General features: G+C 60.8%; 14 protein-coding genes and 1 pseudogene. 1 reads left to right on the top strand and 14 read right to left on the bottom strand.

What is annotated here, in order from left to right:
* Positions 1 to 137: 137 nt before the first annotated feature.
* The 3 genes from AC5Y5V_RS06165 to AC5Y5V_RS06155 all read right to left on the bottom strand — a co-directional run bounded on the left by AC5Y5V_RS06165 (position 138) and on the right by AC5Y5V_RS06155 (position 3,566).
* Positions 138 to 881: a nucleotidyl transferase AbiEii/AbiGii toxin family protein gene (locus AC5Y5V_RS06165; protein ID WP_011560566.1), complete on the bottom strand. Its 744-nt coding sequence runs from the start codon at positions 879 to 881 to the stop codon at positions 138 to 140.
* Positions 878 to 1,789: a hypothetical protein gene (locus tag AC5Y5V_RS06160; protein WP_017205323.1), complete on the bottom strand. Its 912-nt coding sequence runs from the start codon at positions 1,787 to 1,789 to the stop codon at positions 878 to 880. The genes AC5Y5V_RS06165 and AC5Y5V_RS06160 overlap by 4 nt, the downstream gene beginning before the upstream one ends.
* A 614-nt stretch (positions 1,790 to 2,403) precedes the next feature.
* Positions 2,404 to 3,566, bottom strand: a protein-coding gene (locus AC5Y5V_RS06155) for an IS3 family transposase (protein ID WP_225323256.1) whose coding sequence is annotated in 2 segments (ribosomal slippage) — positions 2,404 to 3,279 and positions 3,282 to 3,566 — 1,161 coding nt in all. Because the reading frame shifts where the segments join, the coding sequence is not laid out codon by codon here.
* 68 nt (positions 3,567 to 3,634) lie between these two features.
* Here AC5Y5V_RS06155 and AC5Y5V_RS06150 point away from each other — a divergent pair.
* Positions 3,635 to 4,078, top strand: a pseudogene (locus AC5Y5V_RS06150) (DDE-type integrase/transposase/recombinase); the annotation flags it as partial.
* A 40-nt stretch (positions 4,079 to 4,118) separates the two neighbouring features.
* Here the strand turns inward: AC5Y5V_RS06150 and AC5Y5V_RS06145 are convergent.
* From AC5Y5V_RS06145 to AC5Y5V_RS06095, 11 genes are all read right to left on the bottom strand, one after another.
* Positions 4,119 to 5,318 carry an acyl-CoA dehydrogenase family protein gene (locus AC5Y5V_RS06145; RefSeq protein WP_011856018.1) on the bottom strand — a complete coding sequence of 400 codons (1,200 nt, stop codon included), beginning with the start codon at positions 5,316 to 5,318 and terminating at the stop codon, positions 4,119 to 4,121.
* Between the two features lie 160 nt (positions 5,319 to 5,478).
* The gene (locus AC5Y5V_RS06140; RefSeq protein ID WP_011560572.1) at positions 5,479 to 6,585 is read right to left on the bottom strand and encodes an NDMA-dependent alcohol dehydrogenase; all 1,107 of its coding nucleotides are present in this window, start codon (positions 6,583 to 6,585) and stop codon (positions 5,479 to 5,481) included.
* 148 nt (positions 6,586 to 6,733) lie between these two features.
* Entirely contained in the window at positions 6,734 to 7,144 is a 411-nt protein-coding gene (locus AC5Y5V_RS06135) for an SCP2 sterol-binding domain-containing protein (protein ID WP_005110592.1), read from the bottom strand.
* A gap of 91 nt (positions 7,145 to 7,235) precedes the next feature.
* Positions 7,236 to 8,294, bottom strand: coding sequence for a BtrH N-terminal domain-containing protein (locus AC5Y5V_RS06130; RefSeq protein WP_005086581.1), 1,059 nt, complete (start codon positions 8,292 to 8,294; stop codon positions 7,236 to 7,238).
* A gap of 49 nt (positions 8,295 to 8,343) precedes the next feature.
* Entirely contained in the window at positions 8,344 to 9,489 is a 1,146-nt protein-coding gene (locus AC5Y5V_RS06125) for an acyl-CoA dehydrogenase family protein (RefSeq protein ID WP_005086582.1), read from the bottom strand.
* 38 nt (positions 9,490 to 9,527) lie between these two features.
* The gene (locus tag AC5Y5V_RS06120) at positions 9,528 to 11,147 is read right to left on the bottom strand and encodes a fatty acid--CoA ligase (RefSeq protein ID WP_017205326.1); all 1,620 of its coding nucleotides are present in this window, start codon (positions 11,145 to 11,147) and stop codon (positions 9,528 to 9,530) included.
* A gap of 26 nt (positions 11,148 to 11,173) precedes the next feature.
* On the bottom strand, positions 11,174 to 11,827 hold the full coding sequence (locus tag AC5Y5V_RS06115; RefSeq protein WP_011560574.1) for a transglutaminase-like domain-containing protein: 654 nt from the start codon (positions 11,825 to 11,827) through the stop codon (positions 11,174 to 11,176).
* A complete protein-coding gene (locus tag AC5Y5V_RS06110; protein ID WP_011560575.1) occupies positions 11,824 to 13,281 on the bottom strand; it encodes a cytochrome P450 in 1,458 nt (485 codons plus the stop codon). Before AC5Y5V_RS06110 ends, AC5Y5V_RS06115 begins: the two co-directional genes overlap by 4 nt.
* Before the next feature lie 145 nt (positions 13,282 to 13,426).
* Positions 13,427 to 14,926: a flavin-containing monooxygenase gene (locus AC5Y5V_RS06105; RefSeq protein ID WP_017205328.1), complete on the bottom strand. Its 1,500-nt coding sequence runs from the start codon at positions 14,924 to 14,926 to the stop codon at positions 13,427 to 13,429.
* Between the two features lie 76 nt (positions 14,927 to 15,002).
* Positions 15,003 to 15,968, bottom strand: coding sequence for an alpha/beta hydrolase (locus tag AC5Y5V_RS06100; protein ID WP_012296509.1), 966 nt, complete (start codon positions 15,966 to 15,968; stop codon positions 15,003 to 15,005).
* Positions 15,965 to 17,482 (bottom strand): flavin-containing monooxygenase, encoded by a 1,518-nt coding sequence (locus tag AC5Y5V_RS06095; RefSeq protein WP_011560579.1) that lies wholly within the window; start codon positions 17,480 to 17,482, stop codon positions 15,965 to 15,967. The genes AC5Y5V_RS06100 and AC5Y5V_RS06095 overlap by 4 nt, the downstream gene beginning before the upstream one ends.
* Positions 17,483 to 17,499 lie beyond the last annotated feature (17 nt).

The raw sequence follows: 17,499 nt of genomic DNA, 5'->3' as shown, positions 1-17,499 counted from the left end.
TTATTGCCACCGGCGTGGGGACCCGCGCAGCCAGCAGCCATGTCAATGCTCCGGCTCAGCATTTGCCGGCTCCGTCGAGACCGAAACCGTTTCGCTCGGCGTAGCCGCACGGAAACGAACGACTGTCTGCTGGTGCGTCATCGCGACACGATGGCGACATGGCGCCGGAGCAGCGCCCGCACTCTGGCCGGCACCCTCGTCGGCGGACTGGAGATCATCTGCGCTGCCACACGCGCAGCGTCGCCGCGCTCGCCGGCCTTTGTGATCTTGGGGTCGCCCAGGCGCCACGGCGAAGCGTGGTAATCGGGTTGTGACGCGACGATCTCCAGTAGTGTCTCGATATCCTGGAGGTCACGTTCGGAGTCGCGAACGGTACGTGCCAGCATCTTCAACACGAATGCTGCCTCGACGTCGGGAACCGGAATTTCGAACTCAACCGTGTCGCCGTCGGTGAGTCGGGCTGTGACGGCGACTTCGATCGGCGGTAGGGCGAGCGCCAACCGCAGCCCTGGCGCTCCGTCGAAGGCTCGTTCGCCGATGATCCGCTTGCCTGGTTTGGCTGCGGTGGGAACTAAGAGGTCGACCGCTTGCTCACCCCGCTCGTAGCGGTTGCCGCACTCAGCGGTGTACCCCAGTGCGGTGAGTCGATCGTGGAGGTTCCCGGTGGACGCCACGTTGACGTCGATCCCGGTGTCTGCGTCGGAGGTCAGTCGCGGTATGCCCGACACGTTGTAGACGTGCCGCAGCAGTCGCACCATGTGACCGCCGATGACGCGGTACTCGATGTCGGCAGTGACTGCGGCCACGTCACGCAGTGCACGCATTCCGTTGTCGTCGGCCACCGCAGTGCAGGCGATTTGCACCGATGCTGTTCCGGTCACCGGTGCACGATCCAGTCGCTGAGATGCTGCGGTGCACCGTCGCCAAGATCGGCACCGCCGCTGAGGTCCTGAAGCGCAATCACTGGATCCACAGTGATGATGTCGGAACGCTGCGTATCACGAACCCGCCGCCACCAGGCCGCGGTCGTCCAGACGGTCGGGTCGGCGGGAACCCGCACAGTCAAGGTCGCTTCCTCGGCGGTGGCCTCCACCAAACCGAACTCGGAGAGGTCGACCAGTTCTTTGGCATAGACCAGACCTCTGGTTGGTACCTGCCACGGTCGCAGGACGTCGGCGGCGACCTCGCCGCCAGCAAGGATCGGCACGGTGAGCTCGGCGCCGAGTCGGGTCGCACTGCGCACCTGCTCCACTACCGGATCCATTCCATACCAGTACGTTTCGACAAGTCCGCTGTCCGCAGGTACCAATGCCAGTTTCACCAGGAGCTCCCGGCGCGCAGCCTCGGTCATCGGCGTGTCCGGCAGCGGATCCTTCTCGGTCATTTTGGACACCGCCTGCTGGCTAACTCCGATGGCCGCGGCAATGTCGCGTTGGCGGAGGTGACCGCGCGTAAGCACACAGACCCGTTCAGCCGCCCGCCGCCGCCAGCTGCGCTCGCTGGCGGCGCGGGGCGGCCGTCCTGGTGTTGGCGTTCGGTAGGTTCGCCCGGAGAGCACCAGTTCGCCGGTGCTGCCGACGCTGAGATCCACGTCAGCCTGAGCCAGGAGCGCTGAACGTGCCTCATCTGAGATGGTCTCGCACACCACGAATACGCGGCGGCCTGGATGGCGGCGCACACGACTAAGGACTGCGGCCGGAGATGGCACACGTTCTGCCAGAACCAGGTCCGCTACTACGGCGCGGCCATCGATTCGGTATGTGATGCTGTGTGCATCACCAGTCACCATCCGCACGCCTGCGTCGACCAAGCGGGCAGGAATCGAAGCAGAGAGCACGTCTGTTACTCTACTCAGTGACTACTTGTCAAACAACCTATTGTCGATAAATAGCGTTCTGGTTGTTTGACTTCGACCAACCAGTGGCGTACAAACCGTCCATTGATCCGTCATACGCTGGTGGAGTTTAACGGGCCTAGCGTCGAGGAACCTGAGCAGATAGAGCTACTCTGACGTTTTCGCGGCGACGCCGGTAGCCCAGGCATCGCTAACAGCCGCTGACTCTTAATCAGCGGGTCTGGGGTTCGAAACCCTGACGGCGCACCATGCAAACGCAATGCTCAGGCAGGGTTGTTGTCGTTTCGGAGTGTTTGCTGCCTGTGACAGATGTGACCGATGTGACCGAAAGGTCTCCATATTGTCCCCGCGCTGCGGAAGCAGACCCACCACAGCAAACGGCGCGTCGGCGTGACATGTGAGACCGCCGTCCTAAGGTCGTGCCGTGTCTAATATGCCTCCCGACCCCGATGCATCTGACTCACGCGAGGACGGTGCACCTACCAAAGAGGCCTGTGCCAAGCTCTATCAGGAAGTGGGTCTGCTGCACGATCAGGTGACAATTTCGGTCACGCGGCCTGACTGGCCGTCGTGGTCATGATGGCTTCGTATTCGACGGGGGTCAACCGGCCGAGGGCGCCTTGGCGGCGACGTCGGTGGTAGGTGCGTTCGATCCAAGTGACGATGGCGATCCGCAGCTCCTCTCGGGTGGCCCAGCGGCGGCGGTCGAGGACGTTCTTCTGCAGCAGGCTGAAGAAGCTCTCCATCGCCGCGTTGTCGCCGGCCGCGCCGACACGTCCCATTGAGCCGACCATGCCGTGATGGTGCAGGGCCTGGACGAACTTTCGACTTCGAAACTGCGACCCTCTGTCCGTGTGAACCACGCAGCCGGCGACCACCCCACGGCGGCCGACCGCGTTGCGCAGCGCGGCGGTCGCCAGGCGTGACTTCATTCGGGAGTCGATCGAATAACCCACGATGCGGTTGGAGAATGCATCCTTGATCGCGCAGAGGTAGAGCTTGCCCTCGCCGGTATAATGCTCAGTTATGTCGCTGAGCCACAACATGTTTGGCGTTTCAGCGGTGAAGTCGCGCTGGACCAGATCGTCGTGCACCGGCGGTCCTGGTTTGCCGTTCTTGCCGCGCTTCTTGCCGAACACGCTCCACAACTGCTGCTGTGAGCAGATGCGCCAGGCGGTGCGCTCGGCCATCGGCTCGCCGGCCTCACGGGCCTCCTCGACGAGGTAGCGGTAGCCGAACTCGGGGTCCTCGCCGTGCGCGTCGAACAGGGCGTTGGCGCGGTATGCCTCGACGAGTTCGGCATTGGTGATGGGATTTGCCCGCCAGCGGTAGTAGGGCTGGCGGGCGAGCTTGAGTACCCGGCGCGTCACCGCGACGGGAATCCCGTCGGCGGCGAGCTCACTTACGAGCGGGTAGACCCTTTTCCCGGCAGATTGGCCTGCGACAAGTACGCCGCTGCCCGCCGTAAGACTTCATTCTCTTGTTCCAACAACCGATTTCGGCGTCGTAGCTCGCGCAGATCAGCGGAGTCATTGGTGCTCTTACCTGGCTTGGCGCCCTCGTCGACGTCGGCTTGGCGCATCCACTTGGTCAACGTCATCGGGTGCACGCCGAAATCGGTGGCGATCTGCTCGATCGTCACCCCGTCGTCGCGGTTACGGGCAACGCGGACGACGTCGTCGCGAAATTCACGGGGGTAGGGCCTAGGCACACTGACATCCTTCCAGCCCGCCCGCTTTGGGCAAGCCAACTCAGATGTCACCTATTGGTGCAGCAGACCCGATGATCGTGGGCTGGCGGGTAGCGTCGCACATGCGTACCACCATGGTGCTGGATGCGTTGGAGATGGCTCGTTGGTCACGCGGAAACACATTGCCGGGCTTGACATGTCACTCCGATGCCGGATCGCAATTCACCTCTATCCGCTATGGCGAACGGCTCGCCGAGATCGGAGCGGTCCGCTCGATCGGCACGATCGGAGACAGCTACGATAATGCCCTGGAGACGGTGAACGGCTACTACAAGGCGGAGCTGATCTACGGGCCAGTCCGCACCAGGCCGTGGAAGACCGTCGAGGACGTCGAACTCGCGACCCTGAGCTGGGTGTACTGGCACAACACCAGCCGCTTACACAGCTACCTTAATGACATCCCACCCACCGAGTTCGAAGCCGCGTTCCACGATGCACATGGGACCGACCAACCCCTGGCCGGAATCCAATAACCCGAGCCTCCGGGAAAGTCAGGGCGATTCAATCAAGTAGCTAGAGTCCGATACGTTTGGCGATGACCTCGTTCATGATTTCGTTGGTGCCGCCGCCTATTCCGAGAATTCGGCAATCTCGATAGTGTCTCTCGATCTCAGACTCACGCATGTAGCCCATCCCACCGAAGATCTGAACCGCCTCATTGACCACGTAGTCGCACGCATACACAGCGGTGTTCTTGGCCATCGACACCTCGGCAACGACATCCTCCCCCGCTAGCCACCTCTGCATGACCGCACGGGTGTAGGTGCACGCCACGTCGACCTGTCGAGCCATCTCCGCAAGCTTATGGCGAATGATCTGGCGCCCCGTCAAGGGTCTACCGAACGTTTCACGTTCCCGCGCCCAACTCTTGGCAAGGTCGAGAGCCCGACCCGCCGTCGCGTACGCCTGGACGGCGATGCCGAGCCGTTCAGCCTGAAATTGCTGCATGATCTGCAAAAACCCACTGTTCTCTGCCCCCACCAGGTTGTCAGCCGGTACGCGAACGTCGACGAAAGACAACTCGGCGGTGTCGCTACATCGCCACCCCATCTTGTCTAACCGGCGGGACACTTCGAATCCAGGCGAATTCTTGTCGATCACAAGCAATGAAACTCCACCGTAACCCGGTCCGCCGGTGCGTACCGCCGTAGTAACGAAGTCCGCTCGAACTCCGCTGGTGATGAACGTCTTTGCTCCGTTGACCACGTAGGTGTCCCCCTCGCGCACCGCGCGTGTGCGCAGATTCGCGACATCTGAGCCTGCCCCAGGCTCGGTAACGCCCAGCGAGCCGATCATCTTTCCTGCGAGCGTAGGACGGACATATCGTTGAATCAGGGCGTCGGAGCCATTGGCGGCAATGTGGGGAAGGGCAATGCCATGGGTGAACAAGGCGGCGCAGACGCCAGTGGACCCGCCTGCGGCCAGGATGGCCTCAGTGACCAGTGCAGAGTCAATCGCATTGCCGCCGCTGCCGCCGACTTCTTCCGGGAACCCGATTCTGAGAAGCCCCACCTCGGCAGCATTGAGATGCAGGTCGCGCGGAATCTCACCCACGTGCTCCCATTCCGCTAGCTTCGGCGCGATTTCACGTTCCGAGAAAGACCGCGCCATTTGGCTCAGCGCTCGTCGCTCCGGCGTGGTCCACACCTCCGGGGCGATAGCGAAACGAGCAGCCCCATCCCTGCTTGCCGTGGTCGTGCCAGCGTCCGTCATCTCAGCCTCCCAGAGAATGTGATAGATGATCGATGAGGTGTCTGATGCTTGCCGTCCTCACGACGGGAAAGAAGGACCCGACGCCAACCACCCAAGGGGCCCGGCCGCATGATCTGCAGCAACGCAAGGACATGGAGACCAGCAGTGGGCATGATGCTCTTCAGAACCGGACCAGCCCTCGGATATTTTTTCCTGAACGCATATCCTGGTAGCCCTCATTAATTTGGTCGAGGGAGTATTCGCGGGTGACCAACTCATCGAGCTTCAACAACCCAGCGGAGTACAGCTCGACCAGTCGCGGAATATCGTGCGGCGCATTGGATGAGCCATACAAAGCGCCACGAATCTGCTTCTCGTAAAGCGTCATTTCAAGCAGTGATCCTGAGATCGATGAGTCGTCGGGGTGCCCGATGGCCGTGACCACGACGCGCCCGCGCTTTCCGACCAAGGCCAGCGCTTCCGCGGTGTAGGAGGCCTCAGCCACATCGGTGGTGAGGATGCAGACATCAGCCAGCTTGCCCAGCGTCATATCGCTGACCAGCGACCAAGCTTCATCCATCGAGGCCGCGGTGTGCGTCGCACCGAACCCGCTCGCTTGCTCTCGCTTGAACTTCACCGGATCGACCGCCACAATCGCCAGCGCTCCCGCGATTCGCGCGCCCTGAATCGCATTCATTCCGATTCCGCCCGCTCCCACTACCACGACGGTGTCCCCGGCGCGCACCTCCCCAGTCCGCACCGCAGATCCGTAACCGGTCGTGACGCCGCAACCGATCAAGGCTGCCCGATCCAGGGGGATTCCGCCGTCAATCTTGACCACGGACGCCTGCGGCACCACTGTGTACTCGGAAAACGTCCCGAGCAAACACATCTGCCCGACGTCCTCGCCTCGTGCGTGAAAGCGATAGGTGCCGTCGATCTGCGGTCCCATCATGAGCGCCGCTCCCAACTCACAGAGATTGCCCATGCCGCGCGCGCAGTACGAGCAGCGCCCACACGAGGGAAGGAAGGTCAAGATGACAGAATCACCTTCGGACAGTTCCTCAACCCCTTCGCCGCACTCCACGACTGTGCCAGCACCCTCATGACCCCCCACTACCGGCAATGGGATCGGGAGGTCGCCGGTCACCAGATGTTCGTCGGAATGGCACAAGCCGGTGGCCGCCAGCCGCACGAGGACCTCCCCGGGACCTGGCGGATCCAAATCGACTTCTTCGACCTCCCACTTCTGCTCCAAGCCCCACAAAACAGCCGCACGTGTCTTCATGTTGAAGTCCCTTCTATCGAATTACGCTTCTCGAGTAGTTATCCCGACCGCGCACGGTGGTCGCGCGAACTGTCCTGGATGATCTCCGGGCACATCGCCCAGAGGCCCGCGCCGCTCACCCGGGCCCGGGCGCGGTACCGCACCGACATCACACATTGAGCAGGTCGTGACGCTTGTCGGCCTCAAGGATTGCCCGGTATTCCGGAAAGAGGTTCTTTGCCTGCGGTATGAGCTTGATCAGTTTGGTGACAGGACCTTTCGCTCGTACAGTTCCTTTCGCCATCGCCATGGTCAAGTTCACCTTCCCCAACCAGAACCTGTTGCCGGTATCCGCGGACATGAACAATTCGACATTCGGTGTAACGCCACTGTCCGCGCCGGTCTCTACGACCTTCTCCGGCATATCCACGGTTACTACCGCATCCGGATCGGTGTAGTGGATCCGTAACACCACCCCGGACCCGGCAAGTCTGTTCGCAAGGTCTTCGTTCTCCAAACCTCGTCGAAAGATGCCGGCGAGGTAGCGGTAAACCTCTTCCGCATCAGCGAAGACAGCCATCGTGATTCTCCCTTCCTATGACACAATTCAAAGCGCTCAAATAAATCTGCTGGGTCGCAACCAGTTCGGCTTGCTCCGAAGCAATCAGAACTCATAGGAGTAGATCTCCTGCCTCCCTCAGCGCCTCCGCGAGTCGACGTTCGGCTGTCGGCAATTGCGCAGCCACGGACGCGGCGCCGCTCGCTCTTCGGTGCGGATCTGCACCGCGGTCATAAGCGGCGTGCGCAACCGCGGTCCACAACTCAGATGCGGTCTTTGCAGCCTCCGCTGCTTTAAACGCAGGTTCGAAACTCAACTCTTCAGCGACGCGCCGACATCCACGTGCTTGCAGATCTCGGAACAGACCGCCTCCGGTTCCGGCTTTTTCGATGAAGGCGCTCAGCGCAAACAAGGCTCCGTCGAGGGTGTCGTCGTCAAAGATCTTCGGCCACCGCTTGAGATCCTCCACAAAAGTCGATACCCCTGGTAGCCCACGCACCTGAATTTCACAATCGGAGTCCTCGGTGATCGGCGCGCTCACACACGAACCCTGCATCGCGTCCGCGGACCTACGGAAGGCCGACCGGGCAGCATTGCCGAGATCTGGTGCCGCGCCGGGCCACTCGACTACGTAGGTGGTGTGCCGCGTGGGGACGGGAAATCCCGTCGATGCCCGCGCCTTCCGTAGATTCTCGTAAGGCACGGCTTGAGGTGTATCGCGATCGTTATCGACCACGAAGGCGAGTTCCTCGTCGTCGTCGTACCCTACGATCACGACATCGTGCCGGCTCATACTCAGACGCGTTCTCAGATAGGGCAATTCGGCGATGTCAGTCCACACCATGACCGGCGTACCGGCATCGATCTGTTCGGTCACCCATTTCCACCCGAGATCGGGGTCGTCTGTCGAACGACACTCGAAGCGCGCGCCCAACCGGGTCAAGTATTCGTCTTCGAGGTCCGCGCTGCGTCCAACGAGGTAGATCGGTGGACGTAGGTGGGCCGAGCGAACATACGAGAAGTCGAGGGCCCCGCCGAGAGCAAACACGATGCCTTCGTCCGGGGTGTCATCACCCCAACGGATCCCGGCCCATTCGGTCAAATCCCGAAGAGCCCCCGATCCGCAGTGGCCGCCCATGTCGTGGCGATACGGCACCACCATCGATGCCATCAGTCCTCCTCCTCTAGATGACTAACGTGCGGGCGGCAACTCCTCTGAGTCATAGGGAACGCGAGATGATTTCCTTCATCACCTCGTTCGTGCCGGCATAGATTTTTTGCACGCGCTGATCCACCCACAACCTCGAGATGGGGTACTCGGTCATGTAGCCATATCCGCCGTGAAGCTGCATACAGTCATCGAGTACCTTCATCGCTCGCTCAGTGGTCCACCACTTCGCCATGGCGACGGTCTGCACGTCGAGTTGACCCGCAAGGTGCAGGTCGATGCAGTAGTCGAGGAACACTCGTGCGATGCGCGTTTCTGTCGCGGCTTCAGCCAGCGTGAACTTGGTGTTCTGAAAGCCAAAGACAGGCCGACCGAACGCCTCCCGCTCACGCGTGTACTTGAGCGTCTGCTCCAGGGCAAGTTCCATCGCTGCGACAGCCCCCACCGCGACGATGAGTCGCTCTTGTGGCAGCTGCGTCATCAGCTGAATGAAGCCCTGTCCCTCAGACTGGCCCAGTAGATGCGAGCGCGGAACTCTCACTTCATCGAAGAACAACTCGGAGGTGTCCTGGCCGCGCTGGCCGATTTTGTCGAGAACCTTGCCGCGCCGGAATCCCGCCCGGTCAGCCTCGACAACGATCAAAGAGATGCCCGCAGCGCCCTGGCTCGGATCTGTCTTGGCAACAACGATGATGAGGTCGGCCTGTTGGCCGTTGGTGATGAAAGTCTTGGAGCCGGTGATCACGTACTCGTCACCGTCCAGGAGGGCTTTTGTCTTGACGCTCTGCAGATCGGACCCGGTCCCCGGTTCTGTCATGGCGATCGCCCCGATCATTTCACCGGACGCCATCTTGGGAAGCCACTGCGCGCGCAGCTCTTCAGTCGCGTACTGCAGGATGTAGTGGGCGACGATTCCGCTGTGCAGTCCCGCGCCCCATGAGCTGTCACCTATGCGGGCCTGCTCTTCAAGCACGACCGCTTCGTGCGCGAAAGTGCCACCGCCTCCGCCGTATTCCTCAGGTATAGACATGCAGAGCAGGCCCAGCTCGCCTGCTCGGTTCCACAGTTCTCGGTCGACGTGGTGCTGGTCTGCAAAGCGGTTCGCATGCGGCGCCAATTCGGCCGAGAAGAACTTCGCAGCGAGGTCACGAAGCTCGAGTAATTCGGCATTCATCCAGGGAGAGATTGGTGAGGACATGATTACCTTCCGACTGTTGGAATTCCAGGGATTTGACGTTATGACGTTTCGATTTCGATGAGGTATTCGCCGGCAGAGTGGCGCGCACGGATGACCTTTTTGTCGTACTTTCCGACGCTCGTCCTCGGAATATCGGACACGAAGCTCCATCGCTCGGGAATCCACCATTTGGCGACTTTGTCCGCAAGGAACGATCGGAGTTGGTCAATGTCAACGTCGGTTCCGGGGTGGACGACGACAAGCGCCAACGGCCTTTCCTGCCATTTATCGTCCGCGACGCCGACTACCGCCGCTTCGTACACGGCAGGGTGGCCGATCAGCGTGTTTTCCAGCTCCACCGAGGAGATCCATTCGCCACCTGACTTGATGACGTCTTTCGAGCGGTCGGTCAGTGTCAGATAGCCCTCGGCGTCGATCTTGCCCACATCACCGGTACGCAGCCATCCTTCGTCGAACTTCTCCGTATCGTTGTTTCCGAAATAGGACCCGGTGATCCAGGGACCGCGCGCCTGGATCTCCCCAACTGATTGCCCGTCCCACGGCACGTCTTTCCCGTCGTCGTCCCGCAACCGGATTTCGACACCGCAGATCGGTCGGCCCTGGGATGCGCGCAGCTCCCAGCGCCGCGTCGCGTCGGCTCTGTGAGCCGGACGTGCAACGGTCGCCAACGGAGAGGTTTCGGTCATACCCCAGGCCTGCACAATGGGCACGTCGTACTTCTCTTCGAATGCCCGCATCAACGAAAGCGGAACAGCAGACCCCCCGCACGCGACCAGCCGTAACGAAGAAATGTCCCGCTCAGGGTGCGAATCCAGATATCGGTCGACATCGTTCCAGATCGTCGGCACTGCACCGGCCAAGGTCGGTCTGGTGTCTTCGATGATCGACACCAACGGTTCGGCTTGGAGATACCGGTCAGGCAGTACCAGATCCGCACCGGACATCAACGCTGCGTAAATAAGCCCCCACGCATTGGCGTGAAACATTGGGACGATGGCCAGCACACGGTCGGCCTCGCTGACTGACAAAGCGTTAGCTGTGCAGGCGGTCAGGGAGTGAAGGTACGTCGAACGGTGGCTGTAGACGACGCCTTTGGGATCTCCGGTGGTACCGCTCGTATAACACATGGCCGCGGCGGACAGCTCGTCGAGCTCAGGCCAGTCAAATGATTCTTCTTGGCCGGCAAGCACTTCCTCGTAACGCAGAACGGTCTTCCCGCATCCCTGGAGCGGGGCAAGGTCGCCCTCTCCGGTGACGATGACGGTGTGCACCGACGCCATCGCTGGGAGCGCGCGCGCCAACAACGGGGCAACCGAAGCGTCGACTAGGACGATCTGATCGCTCGCGTGATTGGCGATGTACGCCAGTTGCTCTGGGGCCAAACGAATGTTGAGCGTGTGCAGGACCGCGCCCATGGAGGGAATCGCACAGTAGGCCTCCAGATGTTCCTGGTTGCTCCACTGGAAGGTGGCCACGCGTTGGTCTGCCGTGACGCCAAGACTGCGCAGCGCATTGGCAAGGCGAGCCACTCGCGCCAGCACAATGCGGTAAGGCGTTCTCCGATATCCATTTCCGGTCGGAGTGACGACCTCGCTGTCACCGTGTATGGCTGCCGCATGCTGGACGATCGCCGACACCGTGAGCGGAACATTTTGCATTGTGCTTTGCATCGTGTAGTGCCCTTTCAGGCGAAGAGGTCGGGACGGCTGTTCGGCTGATCGATGAATGTGCCGTAATGCGTTCTCAGTGCTTGCAGGATGTCTGCTAGGGGTAGATCGTCGTAGGCTCCCCGGTCGCGCAGATACTCCATGTGCTGGGTGCCGTCAGCGGTGAAACCATGGAGTAGCGCGTCGCTACGGCCGTCGAATTCGATCGGCGAGACACCGAAGCGTGCGCACAGCTCGCGATTGAACGCCGGGGTGGCCTTTACCCACGCACCGTTGAGGAACATGAGACTGTAGCCGTGGTAGACGAAAACGTCGCTACCACCCATCCGCTCGCGCAATGCCTTGGTCTGGAGGTGGTTTCGGACGTCGGCGAACCCCAGCCGCGCCGGGATTCCCGCCGCTCGGCACGCTGCAGTCAAGAGCACGGCCTTCGGGACGCAGTAGGCCCGTTCTGCGGTCGCGACGGTGCTGGCGCGATACGCGTGCGGGTTGTCGGTCACCGTGTAGGGGTCGTACCAAATGGAGTCACGGACCGCGGTGAAGATGGCGATGGCCTTCTCGGTGTCGCCGCAGGCACCACGGATCGCCGATGACACGAAGTCACGTACCGAATCTTGTTGCCAGTCAAGAAACTCCGTGGGTTCGAGGTAGGGGCTGTGGTCGACGGTCATCGGCGCTTCATCTCCAACGGAAGTCCGTCCACCGGAATGGGCAGCGAGGTGTTGTCCCATCGGACGTGATAGTTCTCCGGAACCTTCCAAGTGAACGAACGCAGCATCCTGTGCAGGATTGCTTTGACTTCGAGCGTCCCGAATTGCATGCCGATGCACTTGTGCGCTCCACCTCCGAACGGAACCCAGGCGAATCGGTGGTGTTGGTCTTCGCGCCGAGGCTCGTCGAAACGTGAGGGATCGAACCGCTCCGGATCACTCCAGATCGTTCGATCGAAGTGATTCACGGCAGGCGTTATAGCGCATAACGTGTTCGAGGGGATGTGATATCCATCGATGGCGACATCTCGAACCGTCTTGCGCATCACCAGCGGAACAGGTGCAAGCAGTCTGAGCGCTTCCTTGATCACGAGGTCGATGACCGTCATCTTCTCCAGGGCCTCGATGTCCGGCAACCCGTCACCGATGGCCGCGGCTTCCGCAGCCGCAGCCTCCTGCCACTGCGGATACTTGGCAAGGAAATAGGTGACCGCTGTGGTGGTGATCGTCGAGGTGTCGTGGGCCGCCATCATCAAGAAGATCATGTGATTCACCACATCCTCGTCGGAAAACCGCTCCCCGTCTTCGGTCGTGGCTTGACAGAGAGCAGCGAACAGATCCTCCGTTTCACCGGCTCGCGCGGCCGGCAGATGCCGGAAGAAGTAGTCCTCCAAAACGCGCCGCCCTTGCACACCAGCGCGGAATCTGGTTCCCGGAAGCGGAGCACGCACAAGGGAACTCGCCGCCCGGACCGTAGCGACGAACGCCTTGTTGACAGCATCGCTCTCGTCCTTGCCGCGGCCGCCCATGAAGACGTCGGTAGCGATGTCGAGGGTGAGTTCCTTCAACAGTGGGTAGATTCGAACCGACGGGCCCACCGGCCACGCAGGCACTGCCGAGCGAACGCATGGCGTTACCTGTTCGACGTATCCGGTCAGGCGCGGACGCGTAAACGCCTCCTGCATGATGCGCCGGTGCATCAAGTGCTCGTCGAAGCTCATGAGCATCAAACCGCGATGGAAGAAGGCGTCGATCAGGAAGGACCAGCCATCCTGAGAGAATGCTTTCGCTTCGCTCGTGAACGCCTCTCGAGTGGCGTCAGGGCCGGCGATGACCACCATCTTGGTGCCGAACGCGCCCATCCACGACACCGAACCCAGACGGTCGTAGCGCTCTCGACTGAAATCCGAGCCGAATCGGATGTAGTCGAGCGTGTGACCTACGAAGGGCAGTCCGGCATCCCCCCGGACGGCTTTCAATCCACTGCCCGCGGGTGCCGGTGCCAGTTCACGAACCGGCCAGTCCCGGCTCCATCGACGCCATCTGTCGTCGACGGCGTGAGGCGCGGGGACCATGATCACAGAGGACAACCGCTCCTTCACGTGGTGCGCAGGTGCGAGAAGGTGATTCGTCATGGTTCCTCCTGGACGCTGGGCCGCTTTGACGGCGTCCACCAGTCTTTACAAAGATGCCATTGATGTCAATATCTAGACATTATTGGCCTAGCGGTTAAGTGCGCGTCTCGTGCCCTTAGTCGGCCAGGCTCGGTTCTGCAGGGTCTCAGACCTTTAGACGCCCGACGTTTCTCAAGACGTAATCGCCGCTGTGCGGCTTCCGGGTAAGGAGTCGATAAACCAAGGTAGGCCCCGGCCAGTTCGTCGGGATTTCCCCGCTCGAGGTTCGATACCAGCTCGCACACAGCGCCCACACCGACCTCCGTAGTCGCCTTCTCAAGCGCGTGTTGTAGCGTTGCGCGCTCTCCGTCCTGACATCGATCGCATGACCCGGATGAGCAGCCACGGCTTTGATGAGCGTTGCGATGTGACGGACTTGTGACTCGATCATGTAGAGGATCGACCCCGAGCCCACATTCGTGTTGGGACCATAAAGCAGGAACAGGTTCGGGAACATGGGGACAGTGATGCCCAGATATGCGTACGCCTGGGTCTTCCACACCTCGGCCAAGGAGACTCCGCGAGAGCCGCGCACGGACATCGGGGCGAGAAAATCGGTGGCGCGAAACCCGGTTCCGTAGATCACGACATCTGCAGGACGAAACTCTCCATCCACGGTCTTGACACCGTTGTCGCAGAGCTCTGCGATAGCCTTCGGCACCAACGACACGCGATCACTCGCGATTGCTGGATAGTAATCATTCGAGAACAGCACTCGCTTGCACCCTGGCGCGTCCGAAGGCATCAATTGCTCGCGCAAAGATGGGCTAGCAACCTGCCGATGTAGGTGGCGGCGCGCGATCGCACCGAGGACGCGTGAGAGGGGCTTCGCGTCGACTAGCGTCACAGCGAGCAACTCGAAAATTAGCCATACCGCGAAACGCTCGAGGCGCAGCGCCATCGGCAATAACTCGCTCACCCTGTCGTGAAGGACTCCATACCTGCTGTCCCACTTCGGCAAGATCCACGGAGCCGTGCGCTGATATAGCGTGACATGCTCCGCCTCCTGGGCGATGTGTGGCACGAATTGGATGGCACTAGCTCCTGTGCCGATGACGGCTACTTGCTTGCCGCGAAGCGAAACCGATCGGTCCCAACGCGCCGAATGAAAGCGCGGCCCCTGGAAGGTGTCTGCGTCGGCAATAACGGGTACGTGGGGCAAGGAGAGCTGACCCACGGCCGAGACGACGACATCGCAGGTTATTGTCTCGTTCGAGTTCGTAACCAGGGTCCAACGCCCTAGCTGGTCATCGAAGGTCATTGCGACAACTTCGGTCTGGGTACGCAGATGCGCGGCCAGTCCGCCACTCTCCACGAGTTGTTGGAGGTACTTGAGTATCTCGGGTTGCTCGGCATATCGCCGTGACCAACGAGGATTGGGCTTGTACGAGAGTGAGTACAACGCTGACGGCACGTCGCAGGCCGCTCCCGGATAGGTGTTGTCACGCCAAACACCCCCGATGTCTGCAGCCTTTTCCAGGATCGTGAAGTTCGTGAACCCGTCCTTCTTCAGCCGGTGGGCCATCGCAACCCCGGCGAAGCCGGCCCCGATGATCACGATCGACGGATCGTATGCGCGACAGGCCGTCGCGAAGTTGCTGCTCATGAGGCAGAGACGACTGACTTCACGCTGCGGCGGTCGAGGTGGTGTAGGTGTAGGAGCATTGCCTGTTCGGACACTTTCACCTGACTTCCGAGGCTTCAAGGAAGCGTCCCGCTCGATGAATCGCGTCTCGGGCTTCGGGAAGAATCCGGAACATAGCCTGGAATACATGGATCTGTCCCCGGTATACCTGGATCTCGACGTGGGATCCAGCTGATTGAAGTCGCTCGGCGAGACGGCGCGAGTCATCGATCAACATTTCTCTCCCGCCCACCTGAATGAGGATCGGCGGCATCGAGGTGAGGTCCGCGTCAAGCACGCTGAGGCGCGGATCTCCGCGATCTGCGCCACCTACGTAGAGGTCAAGAGCGCGCGCCGCTGATTGAGCGGAGGCAAAAGGATCCCGGCGGCGAATTTCACGCGCTCTGGCAAGTTCGCACCTGAGATCCAGGACGGGAGACATCAGCAGCATCGCATCAGGGAGCGGCAATCCAACTGCACGTGCGCCCAAGGCCGTGGCCATCGTGAGCTGACCGCCCGCTGAATCGCCGGCAACCGCGACGGTGCGCTGACAAGAACCCGGGGACCCTCCGCTGGTAAGCCAGCGATACGCATTCAGCGCATCGTCCGCGGCTGCGGGATAGGGATACCGCGGGGCAAGACGATACTTCACTGCGAAGATGGGGCGCCCGCTCGCCGAGGCGAGTTCACCAAGAAGACCGCGGTGCGTCTCCGGCGAGCACATAGAATAGGCGCCGCCGTGGATGTACAGCAAAGGGTTGGCATGCGGATTAATGGCAGGCGTGGTGATCCAGTCCCCACGAACCGGGCCTCCGGCGAATACAGTGTCAACCTTGCGCACTGTGACGCCGCGCCGAGGCCGTGAGGCTACGAGCGCTGTTCGAAGCACGCGATCCATCACCGCAAGTCCGTAGGCGTTTGATGGCATCAGCTGCGCCAGTGGCCGCAGCGTGGTTCGCGAGGACATCGCGACGAGATGACTGGCAAGACTGGGCTGCCAGTCAGGGGCATCCATTCTGGTCACCGGGGACACACCTCTTCGGGCCGATTCTCGAATCGGTAGTCCGAGAGGCGAAAGGTGCGGCTCCGCCAATAGGTCTCCAGAGTCGTTGATGGACGGAGTGGAACGTCACCGTGCCTGTCGAAGTAGTAGCTGTTGGCATTGGAACAGCTCGGCTGCCAGAAAACCTGTCTGTGACGCCGCCTTAGCACTTCGGCGAAATAACGGTCGTTCGCCTCCTTCTTGACCTCCACGCAGTTAGCACCCAGCGCCCGCGCGCGACGAAGACACCGGACGATGTGCCGACTCTGCGCCTCGATGAGCGTGAAGTACGAGGAACCGTTGTAGCCGTACGGGCCGAAGATGTTGAAATGATTCGGAAATCCCGGGACGCTCACCCCTTCGAAGGCCTGCAGTCGATGCTCGTCCCACCATGTAGCCTGCTCCAGCCCGCCGCGTCCCTTCAATACGTAAGTTGGCATGTTGCCCGACTCCATCACTTTGAAGCCGGTGGCCAGGATCAAGACGTCAATGGGATGAGCTTTGCCGTCTCGAGTATGGACGGATGCATGGTCGATATGGGTTATGCCGCTCGTCTCGAGCGAAACGTTGGACCGGTTGTACGTTGCGAGATAGGAATTGTGGAAGCTGGGTCGTTTACAGCCCAACGAGTAGCGCGGAATGAGTTGTTCTCTCGTCGTCGGGTCATGGACCTCACGCCGCATGTACCGCTTTGCGGCGCTCTCCATGACATCGGCGAACGGTATCACCGTATGAAAGTGAGCGGCGATTGGGAAAGTGATTTCCACGAACGCCTGGCTGGCGGTCCGGGTCGCCAATTGTGCCCCCGGCAGGAAATGTAGAAGCCTTCCACCCCACGTCGGTATGGGGAAGTCTGGCTTCGGCAGACAATAAATTGGAGTTCGCTGAAATACCGTCAGACTCTCTGCTTTCTTTGCGACTTCGGGTATCAGTTGCACCGCCGATGCACCGGTACCGATTACTGCAACCCTCTTCCCGCTGAGATCTTTGGCATTGTCCCATCTAGCCGTGTGGAGCGTAACGCCGGCGAAATCTCGCACCCCCTTGATTTCAGGCCACTTTGGCCGACTGAGAACGCCGGAGCAATTTATCACGAAGCGTGCCGTGAACTCCTCACCATTGGCACTGGTCAAATGCCACCGTGTTGCGTTCTCGTCGAAACAAGCCTCGGTAATGGTTGTGTTGAAACGAATATGGTCCCAGAGCCGATACTTTTCAACACATCGCTCGGCATAGGCTTTGAGCTCATTGCCGTGGGCGTACGTGCGCGACCAAGAGGGCCGCATTTCGTATGAGAATTGATAACTGAACGACGGTATATCGACAGCGATACCCGGGTAGGTGTTCCAGTGCCACGTACCACCTACGCCATCGGCGTCATCAACCATCAAGAAGTCGGTAAATCCCGCCTTCATCAAGCTAATGCCAGACCCGATGCCGGAAAATCCAGCTCCTATGATAATTATCTCGTAATTACGGTCGGACTTGCGATCCATTCCTGTATTTCACCGTT

This window comes from Mycobacterium sp. NGS68 (assembly GCF_059812195.1).
This window is presented reverse-complemented; position numbering and strand designations above follow the sequence as displayed.